The sequence below is a fragment of the Photobacterium rosenbergii genome (assembly GCF_003026455.1).
GTDB classification, from domain to species: domain Bacteria; phylum Pseudomonadota; class Gammaproteobacteria; order Enterobacterales; family Vibrionaceae; genus Photobacterium; species Photobacterium rosenbergii.
In genome coordinates this window covers 66,941-75,554 of sequence record NZ_PYMB01000022.1, presented here as the reverse complement: position 1 = coordinate 75,554, position 8,614 = coordinate 66,941, and the positions used below count along the sequence as shown (strand labels likewise).

General features: G+C 45.9%; 11 protein-coding genes and 1 pseudogene. 4 read left to right on the top strand and 8 right to left on the bottom strand.

Annotated features, from left to right (window positions below; translation table 11 throughout):
- From C9J01_RS24390 to C9J01_RS24370, 5 genes are all read right to left on the bottom strand, one after another.
- On the bottom strand, positions 1-300 hold a 300-nt coding region (locus C9J01_RS24390; protein WP_201797865.1), incomplete at its 3' end, for a tripartite tricarboxylate transporter permease.
- A gap of 17 nt (positions 301-317) precedes the next feature.
- On the bottom strand, positions 318-818 hold the full coding sequence (locus C9J01_RS24385; protein ID WP_158264596.1) for a tripartite tricarboxylate transporter TctB family protein: 501 nt from the start codon (positions 816-818) through the stop codon (positions 318-320).
- A 45-nt stretch (positions 819-863) separates the two neighbouring features.
- Positions 864-1,829 (bottom strand): tripartite tricarboxylate transporter substrate binding protein, encoded by a 966-nt coding sequence (locus tag C9J01_RS24380; protein WP_107300721.1) that lies wholly within the window; start codon positions 1,827-1,829, stop codon positions 864-866.
- A gap of 87 nt (positions 1,830-1,916) precedes the next feature.
- Complete coding sequence (locus C9J01_RS24375; protein WP_107300720.1) at positions 1,917-2,990, bottom strand: isocitrate/isopropylmalate dehydrogenase family protein; 1,074 nt, start codon at positions 2,988-2,990, stop codon at positions 1,917-1,919.
- Positions 2,991-3,033: 43 nt separating this feature from the next.
- Entirely contained in the window at positions 3,034-3,735 is a 702-nt protein-coding gene (locus tag C9J01_RS24370; RefSeq protein ID WP_107300719.1) for an aspartate/glutamate racemase family protein, read from the bottom strand.
- A 429-nt stretch (positions 3,736-4,164) separates the two neighbouring features.
- Between C9J01_RS24370 and C9J01_RS24365 the strand changes: the two genes are divergently transcribed.
- The 3 genes and pseudogenes from C9J01_RS24365 to C9J01_RS24355 all read left to right on the top strand — a co-directional run.
- On the top strand, positions 4,165-5,085 hold the full coding sequence (locus C9J01_RS24365; protein WP_107300718.1) for a GntR family transcriptional regulator: 921 nt from the start codon (positions 4,165-4,167) through the stop codon (positions 5,083-5,085).
- A 107-nt stretch (positions 5,086-5,192) separates the two neighbouring features.
- Positions 5,193-5,633, top strand: a complete 441-nt coding sequence (locus C9J01_RS24360; RefSeq protein ID WP_107300717.1) for a hypothetical protein — start codon at positions 5,193-5,195, stop codon at positions 5,631-5,633.
- A 130-nt stretch (positions 5,634-5,763) separates the two neighbouring features.
- A pseudogene (locus tag C9J01_RS24355) lies at positions 5,764-5,991 on the top strand (DUF4144 family protein); the annotation flags it as partial.
- 73 nt (positions 5,992-6,064) lie between these two features.
- Here C9J01_RS24355 and C9J01_RS24350 read toward each other — a convergent pair.
- The 3 genes from C9J01_RS24350 to C9J01_RS24340 all read right to left on the bottom strand — a co-directional run bounded on the left by C9J01_RS24350 (position 6,065) and on the right by C9J01_RS24340 (position 7,807).
- Positions 6,065-6,697 carry a class I SAM-dependent DNA methyltransferase gene (locus C9J01_RS24350; RefSeq protein WP_107300716.1) on the bottom strand — a complete coding sequence of 211 codons (633 nt, stop codon included), beginning with the start codon at positions 6,695-6,697 and terminating at the stop codon, positions 6,065-6,067.
- A 96-nt stretch (positions 6,698-6,793) separates the two neighbouring features.
- Positions 6,794-7,237, bottom strand: a complete 444-nt coding sequence (locus C9J01_RS24345; RefSeq protein ID WP_107300715.1) for a hypothetical protein — start codon at positions 7,235-7,237, stop codon at positions 6,794-6,796.
- A 180-nt stretch (positions 7,238-7,417) separates the two neighbouring features.
- Positions 7,418-7,807, bottom strand: a complete 390-nt coding sequence (locus tag C9J01_RS24340; protein ID WP_107300714.1) for a hypothetical protein — start codon at positions 7,805-7,807, stop codon at positions 7,418-7,420.
- A 340-nt stretch (positions 7,808-8,147) separates the two neighbouring features.
- Between C9J01_RS24340 and C9J01_RS30135 the strand changes: the two genes are divergently transcribed.
- On the top strand, positions 8,148-8,519 hold the full coding sequence (locus C9J01_RS30135; RefSeq protein WP_107300713.1) for a DUF3653 domain-containing protein: 372 nt from the start codon (positions 8,148-8,150) through the stop codon (positions 8,517-8,519).
- Positions 8,520-8,614 lie beyond the last annotated feature (95 nt).

Below are 8,614 nucleotides of genomic sequence, written 5' to 3'. Positions count from 1 at the left end.
GCCGTCAAGCGTCGAGGCCACGGTGGCCGATTCCCCCGGCGTGTTGATGAGGATCGAGGTGATGGTGCCACCATACATCGATCCGTAATAGATCCCCGACAGCATGATGATCGCCGTGGTTGGGTTAAGGCCGAAAGTCATCGGGATCAAAATCGCGATCCCTGCAGCAGGCCCGAAGCCCGGGAACAAGCCTACTACCATGCCGACAAAGGCACCGATGAGTAGGAAAAGCATGTTGGTCGGAGTGAAAGCAACCGACAAACCAAATGATAAATTATCAATTATTTCAGCAAAGAACATGACACAATCCCTTGTGATTAATAGAAGTGACGGAAGAATCCATCCGGTAATCCTGCCTGCAACCACACGTCAAAAAGTAAGTACACACATAACGGGAATACGATGGAGTAGCTGATGTTCTGGATATGCTTGCCACGATTAAAATAAGACAAGAAAGCCAGACAAAAGACCACCATAGAGACAATCGCACCGAGCGTGCTGATGCTAAAAATGAGTAGCGCGATACACACTGCAACGACCAAGGCATCCTTTTGGTAATGTGCCTGTTCGTCAGTGGGGGCAGCCTGCTCGTGTTGGACTTGCTGCTGTTCCCTTTGCTGCTCTCTTTGCAGCTTAAGAGCTTGGATATCCTTATAAACATTAATACCGGTCGTAATGACTAACCCCACGCCAATGATGAGGGGGAAATATCCAGCCCCAGGACGGTTGTTAAAGTCATAAATATCGAGGGTTTGTAAGCCGTAAAGGGTAAACCCGACGGAAAATAAAAAGGTGCTGACTGAAAACCAAAAACGCATAACAACTCCTTGGCTGTGCGGCATGTTGCCGCACAGCCTGCCCGATTACTTAATGGCACCAATGTTTGTGAGAACCCGCTTGAAGTCGGCGTTGGTTGCGGCAAGATTTTTAGCAAAATCATCGCCCCATACCGTGTTGCCTGACAGGCTGTTGGTGGTTAGGTATTCCTTCCACTCAGGGGTCTCAACCACTTTCTTCATGGTTTCTACCCACCATTGCTGGATGTCTTCATCCAAGTCGTTTGGCATCACGACACCGCGTGGCAGGGAGAAGGCAAAGTCATAGCCTTGCTCTTTGAAGGTCGGTACATCTTTGTAAACCGTACTGCGCTGGGCTTCCGAGTAGGCTAGCGGACGGAAGTTACCGGCTTTGATCTGACCTGAGACTTCAGACGGGTTCGCCGCGATAGCATCGACACTTTTCGAGGTTAGCGAAGTGACCATACCGCCACCGTCTTGTGATGGCACATAGTCGAAGGTGAATCCGGCAGTCTCGGCAAACAAGCTTGCCACCACGCGCTCAGGACCTGCTGCGCCGGTGCCACCAATGGTGATACGGTTGTTTTTGGCATACTCAACAAAGTCCTTGGCAGACTCAAACGGCGAGTCAGTGCGTACTACGATAAACATGGCATCTTGTGCTAACAGACCAATTGGCGTGAAGTCCTCATAGGTCCAGCCGGTATTCGAAACCAACGGCGTGCCAAGGAAGTTACCGCTGGTCGAGGTCAGGTGGTATGGGTTACCCGACTGTTGGGCTACATAGTTGAAGCCGACCGCGCCGCTGCCGCCAGCCAGATTATCGACACGGATGTTCTTGCCGTATAGTTTGTATTTCTTAAGAATGTCGACAACCGTGCGCGACATTAAGTCGTTACCACCACCGGGACCAAAGGCAATGGTGTAGTTCAGTCTTTTGGTTGGATAATCCAGATCCTTTGCAAAACTCAGTGGTGATGCCAAAACCGCAGCCATAACGGGGACGGCTGCGAATTTTTTGAGTAAAGACATAAGATGTTCCTTTTTATATTGGTTGGGTACTTTACTTATTTCATCGTTGTATTAATTAAGCTGTACTTCTCCACTCAGCCTGATTGACTAACTCTTGCCAAGTTGGTCAATCACCGCATCGCTAAATGCCTGACAGCCCAGAGAGCCACCAAGATCAGCTGTGCGGTAGTTCGGGTTTTCCAACGCCGCATCGACCGCTGCTGTCATCGCCTTGGACGCTTTCAGCAAGTCTTCGCGTTGGTGTTTTTGGCCCATCCACTCAATCAACATCGCCACAGACAGGATCATCGAGGTTGGATTAGCGATATCTTTACCTGCGATATCAGGGGCTGAGCCGTGCTGTGCCTGAGCACAACATTGTTCGTCACTGGCCATCATTGAGCCGGCAAGGCCCAAACTGCCCGACAGTTCGCTGGCCAAATCACTGATGATGTCGCCATAGAAGTTGGTAGCAACCAGTACATCAAAGCGCTCTGGCGAACGGACCAGATGAGCGGTAGATGCATCGACCAGAAGATCGTCGACTTCGACTTCCGGGAACTCCTTGGCGATCTCATTCACTGCTTCCAAAAACAGGCCATCGGTCATGTGGAAGCTGTTTGCCTTGTGAATCGCGGTGACTTTCTTGTTGCGGATCATCGCCAGTTCAAACGCTTTACGGGCGATACGCTCCGAGCAATGGCGGGTAATTTTTCGAATGGATAAAGCCATATCTGGCGAGGTTTTTACTTCGCCCCAGCCTTCGGTCATGTTGCGGTCGGGGTAGAAGCCTTCGGTTGCCTCACGCATGATCACCAAGTCGATGCTCTTGCCTTCGCTCATATTGGTTGGCAGGAATGAGCGGGAACGGGCAGGGCGGACATTGGCATACAGATCCAGCCCGATACGGAAACCGGCAGAGACATTACGGCCGCCTTGCTCTGGTTTTGGATAATCGGCGTGAGACTGAGTGCCAAGGATTATGCCGTCGTAGGTTTTGGCTTTGTCCAAGGTTTCTTGGCGCAGGGTTGTTCCGTGCTTGGCGAGGCTATCAAAGCCGACGTCATCGAAGTCATACGCCAAACCAAGTTCGAACTTTGCATCTGTCGCGCGCAGTACTTTCACTGCCGCTTCTGTGATTTCCGGGCCAATACCATCCCCTGGTAATACTAGTAATTTCATTGTTTCCTCTCGCTTTATAGTGGGTAACAGTCGTCACATTGGGTTAAGACGTTAACGTGCGTTTCAAATACCGGACTGCGCACTCTGGACTCGACAGCACGGTTTTACGTGTTTCCGTTTCCAGTAAGGATTTGGCTACGGAAGAAGAGAAGTGGGCCAGCATGATCACATCGACTTGTACCTGTGATTGGGCCGCCTGAAGCATCAGTTGGTTATGACCTTCAATATCGTTTTGCTGCAGTGCACTACGTGCTTCGGGTACACACACTTGATGCAACTCGGTGGGATAACCAGCCGGATTGTTAGCCTGATCATGAGCCTGATTATTAGCGACTAGGGCAGCATCGAAGAACTCTTGCGCCATGCCAGCCATCGCCGGTTCGAAAGAACCTAGTAGGGTAACGGGTTTACCCATGGTTAGCGCCTCATCAAACATTGCCTGATTAGGCTTCAGCACCGGGATATCCGCATCTTTGGCAATCACTTCGATCGCTTCGCCAAAGGCCGAGCAGGTAAACATCACCGCATCAACACCGCTGTTTTTGGCAAGTTCATAGAGGCTGGCAACCCGTTCGAACAGGAACGGTGTTAGAGAGGCTTCTTTAGCTCGCTCAATACTCAAGGTTTCATCCCACAGGTGGACAACTTCGGCTTCAGGCCAGTCATTCTGAAATGCGCTCTTGATCGGTGCTATCGCGATATCGACGGCATGGATTAAGGCAACTTTTATCTTGGCTTCTGTCATGGCTGCTCTTTTGTTTTCAGTGGTTGTTTAAATTGTATTTTGTAAACACTAAAAACATTATTGGTTTATCGGTAACGGAAAGTCAACACTCTGTTAACTAGGCTTTAGCTGCGAGATGAAAGGCTGGGTTTTGAAATAAAATATATTTAATTTAATGGCTTATGTATTGTGTGAGGTGAGAGGGTAATGGCAAAAAGCAGATAAGTGCGCGGTATTGTATTTTGAATAGTGTGACTGGAAACACATTTAAAACAACAAAATCGCAACAAAATACAATTTGTTCACAAAGTGCAATTTTTAAGTGATACTGTTGAATAAGGTGAGCAAATATCTATAGATTACGCATTAGCTCAAACCACCTAAATCCTTATTAAAAAACAAGATAATGAATAACAAGGCAGCCAATGCCGAAGCAAGAGTGACAGTTTTATGGAAGTAGCAGCCAACGGAAAACGTGCAACGTCAGCAGAAATATTAGCCAACCGAGTACTTGAACATATAGCCGATAACGGGCTTGAAGTCGGTTCGCACATCAAGGAAGTTGAGTTCTCCAAGGTGCTCAAGGTATCCCGTTCGCCTATCCGAAATGCTTTTGCTTTTCTGCAAGATACTGGCTTCCTCGTCAAAAAGCCCAATCAGGGGTTCTTCCTCGCCAAAGTACCTGAAACCAAAGCGACGCCATCTATTGCGGTAACAGAAATAGAGCAGACCTACCTTGCGCCGATTTGCTACAACATTGGTCAGGATTACCTTGCCGGAAAGCTCAGCAGAAGCTTTACCGAAAATGAGTTGATCAGCCGTTATGAATTGAGTCGCAAAGCGATCCAAGAAGCTTTAATTGCTATGGAAAAGGATGGCTGGCTCAAGCGCAATATTGGCTACGGCTGGGAATTCAACGAGTTTATTTCATCTCCTACCGCTTATGCTCAAAGCTACCGCTTCCGCCAGTTGATTGAGCCCGAAGCCTTGCGTGATCCGGGGTTTACCATCGACCAAACGGTTATCCAAATGCTTCGGATGTCGCAGATCGATATTCTCAATAACGACGAGAAACTGGTATCGGCTGCAGAAATGTTCAATGCTGGTGTCTTGTTCCATGAGTCTTTGGTGAACATGTCCGGTAACGTCTTCTTGCTCGATGCCCTCAAGCGGGTCAATCGCCTACGTCGCTTGGTCGAATATAACGTCAATGGCAAAAGGCCGATCCCAAGGCAAGAGTGTGAAGAGCACCTTCGTTTACTTGAGCTCATTGAAACCGGCAAACTGGCTGATGCCGCCAATTTTCTGGAAAAGCACCTAGCACGAACAGCCAAGCAAAAAGAAGAGATTGCCAAGAGCTTGTTTGGGTAGAGGAGTCTTTTCAAGATCATGTTGGGGTTTCGCGTTTATATTCATGGAAAAGGTAATGTTAGCATTGGCTTTTTTAGAGCTTCATGAGATGTAAGAGTAAGGAATAAATGTTCTCGAAAAGATATAAGTTTGCTGAATGGTCTAAATCTGGCATCCCAGCAGTTGCAGCAGGTGTGTATGCAATCTGGCATGAGGATAAGTTGGTTTATTGCGGGATGTCAGGTCGTCAGATTGAGAAAAATTTACACAAAGCTAAGTTTGGTCTTATTACACGTATTCAAAGCCATGCATCAGGTCGTTTAAGCGGCGACCAGTTTTGTGTCTATGTAGCAAACAGGTTAGTTATACCAAGCTTGAAGCAATCTGACTTACCGCGTTTTGCTTCAGGAGAGTTAAAATTGGATGAGCTGACAAAAGCCTACATACATGAGCACCTTGAGTATCAATACGCATTAGTTCAATCTAGTGAAGAGGCTTATGATATTGAAAATAAAGCCCGCTCAGGAGAGATTTTTGGCAAAGTGCCTCTATTAAATCCAATTACATAAGTGATTATTACCTCTAACCGTATACCCAAAGAGAAAACCAATGATTCAATGGCCCTGTATATTCAAACTCGAAGGCGATGATGAACTGCTTTATCTCGCCTAAGAAGCGAGCCTCTTCGCTGAGTTCGAGTCATTCATCTGGAGTGATGACGATTACCTGATAGATAGTCAGGGGCAAGGCTACAAGGTCCGTGAGGTTCAAGCGGGAGCATATACCTATGAGTCATTCGGTAACCCACTCTCTGTCTTGGAGGTTACCGATCTTATTCAGGCCCACGAGTTCTCAAAAGCAGAAGTCTGTATAACCAAGATTCAGTTTCTGTCTGTGGGTGAGGCGATAAGGGCTTTGGCGGTTTAGCTGTAACCAACCAATAGCTATACCTTTGGACAGCGGCAATGCGGCGTTATTAGAGACATTAACAACGGCTACACTATGCCGTTGTTTCCTTGGGTTTCTTCACGACGAACAGAAACAGTGGATACGCTACTTCGACACCATCGAAGTTTTCCTGCCAGATTTCATAATACTGCTCTACATGCTGAACGCTAAAACCTGCGTTCTCCGCGATAGCTGATAATGCTGAAACATTAAAGCCATTGTGGCCATCAAAGCTCGGGTTATGTTTATGAAATGAGCCATCGTCTTCATACAAGTCGGCAACGATCAAAATGCCTTCATCTTCAAGGGCACCATAAGCGTCAGTGAAGAATTCATCTACATCAGGAATGTGATGAAGTGTCATCAATGTTGCTATCGCAGAATGTTTAGATGGTAATTCAGACAGCCGTTCAATTTGATGGGTTTCAATGTTATCGATATTTGCTTCAGCTATTTTGGCCTGAGCAACTTGAAGCATTTTTTCTGATGCATCCGCGAGGTGAACATGTTCAAACGTATCCTTGAGCTGAAAGCCCAATAGACCAGTGCCACTGCCAAAATCAACAATGCTACGATTAGATTCAAAATGAATCTCTTTGATTTTTACTGCTGTTATTTCAGCGCGCTCAACCTTAACTGGGCATGTATCCCAATTGTTAGCCATGCTATCAAAGTACTGACCCAAATCCCTTTCCTTGTATTCATAGGCTGATGAATACACATAATACCTTGTTATTTATCTGCTTTCCGTGATTGATGCCCGTACTGTCAACCCTATAACTCAGCGTGTCGTCCTGAAACCATCGCGCCAAACTAGCGCCCGAAAGCAGGGACCAATAGTATCGCTGCATTCAGAAGAATGTACGGCAAGTATGAGTACTGATTGCCCGTCAAAATCTATCGTTTTCCATCTATTGGCAAGAAATTCATAGGGTTTTCCCTCCACAACGACCCATAAGAATGTGCCACCAGAACCACCCCACATGGAAGCCGACGTTGAGCAGGAGAACTGCGATGCGTCCACGATTTCTTCTGGTTGGCCATCACCGGTAAAGTCATGGTGTGAGATGGCCTGTTCTGTTGCGTGGAATTCGCCATTCTCAAAGCGGGCGCACTCTTCTTTAGCATTTTGAACAATCTCGCTCGCGGCTGGGGACGGATCTGCGCCGAAAGCCAATGGGGACAAACAAAGAAAAATTAGGCTGATAGTTAGAAGGGACTTCATTTAAACGTTCCTATTTTCACTGCACGGCACATTAAATGTAGCAATGAAGAATGAAAAAGCCGCCTATAAAATAGCTCTACTTGTGTAGAGATTTTGCTGCGATTAATGACGATTGGAGAGGAAGGATTTTACGTGCACGGTAGCGGGGTAAAGCCCTCTAGGCGAGGGCTTTAGATGACTTTAACTTTTAGGCTCAATATAAATAGCTGTTCCACTTACTGTTTGTGCAGAGACAGGAATCAGATATTGATAATCAGTTCCTTGCCCACCTAGCATCACAGAGTTTCTAGTCCCTGTTGAATCAAGAATAATTCCATTTGCCCCAATTCTTGCTGCTTGATTCTTTAGTTCTTGAACAGCGTAGTTCACTGAACCTTGTTCCGTAAAACCAGCGTCACTGGAAGCATTAACAATGGCTATTGGCTCATAGTTTGTCGGTATTTCTAAGTACAAACGCACTTTGCTCGGGTCAATTGGTGGACGAACTTCACCGACAACAATGGAAGAGCCAGACGCACAGCCAAATAAAAATAGTATTGATATTAGGTAAAGAGCTTTAAATACCTTCATAAGTATTATTCTGCAAGGATATGAGTACGTAGTATTTTAATGGCTTACATTCATCTGAGCCGCAGATGAAATATTAATAGGTATTTCAGTTGGTAAGTTTATTTAACTTTGCTCTTTATAAGATCCGTGTGAGTAATTTCCAATAAGGTTTAATAGGCTGTTATTTCCATAGTTTTCATAACTATATCTGAGTGATGATATTGAACTCTTAGTGCGCTTGATGGGAACGTTATGTTAAATATAGGGAATGTCATTCTTGTTAATTAACTCGAAACATCAATGTGTTAGAGAAATTATTATTCCATCAGTTGCGTAACGATGAATTGAATAAATAAGCGCTATGGCTAGTAAGTTGACCGAAAACTACATTTTCCGAAAGTTTGTCTGTGGGCTGAGTAAAGAAAGGGTAGCTGAACTATGTTTCAAATCTGTGAGAACCGTCACACGCTGGGATTCAGGTCATAAGATACCACCGGAGTGTAGACGCCTGATGAAGCTTTATTCATGTAGAGATCTTGCAGCGATTAATGACGACTGGAGAGGGTGGCAAATCAAACAAGGGGAGCTGGTGACGCCGAACGGATGGAGTTTAACCCCAGACAGGATCGTAACAGGGAATGCACTTCTACAAATCAGTGCCGAGAACGATAGAGAAATGAAGGCCGCCATCATCAGAACAGCAAGGATGCTTAATCGGCTACCTAGAGCCTGATGTCGATTTAAAAATAATTTTTTAGAGAAGGTTGTGAGTGAAGAAAAATTCAACATATCACGATTCTATCACAATTTATATTTCTAAATTTCAGT

Excerpts from the sequence above, each read along its gene's own strand:
- C9J01_RS24385 (WP_158264596.1), bottom strand. The coding sequence starts at position 818 with ATGCGTTTTTGGTTTTCAGTCAGCACCTTTTTATTTTCCGTCGGGTTT.
- C9J01_RS24380 (WP_107300721.1), bottom strand. The coding sequence starts at position 1,829 with ATGTCTTTACTCAAAAAATTCGCAGCCGTCCCCGTTATGGCTGCGGTT.
- C9J01_RS24375 (WP_107300720.1), bottom strand. The coding sequence starts at position 2,990 with ATGAAATTACTAGTATTACCAGGGGATGGTATTGGCCCGGAAATCACA.
- C9J01_RS24370 (WP_107300719.1), bottom strand. The coding sequence starts at position 3,735 with ATGACAGAAGCCAAGATAAAAGTTGCCTTAATCCATGCCGTCGATATC.
- C9J01_RS24365 (WP_107300718.1), top strand. The coding sequence starts at position 4,165 with ATGGAAGTAGCAGCCAACGGAAAACGTGCAACGTCAGCAGAAATATTA.
- C9J01_RS24360 (WP_107300717.1), top strand. The coding sequence starts at position 5,193 with ATGTTCTCGAAAAGATATAAGTTTGCTGAATGGTCTAAATCTGGCATC.
- C9J01_RS24345 (WP_107300715.1), bottom strand. The coding sequence starts at position 7,237 with ATGAAGTCCCTTCTAACTATCAGCCTAATTTTTCTTTGTTTGTCCCCA.
- C9J01_RS24340 (WP_107300714.1), bottom strand. The coding sequence starts at position 7,807 with ATGAAGGTATTTAAAGCTCTTTACCTAATATCAATACTATTTTTATTT.
- C9J01_RS30135 (WP_107300713.1), top strand. The coding sequence starts at position 8,148 with ATGGCTAGTAAGTTGACCGAAAACTACATTTTCCGAAAGTTTGTCTGT.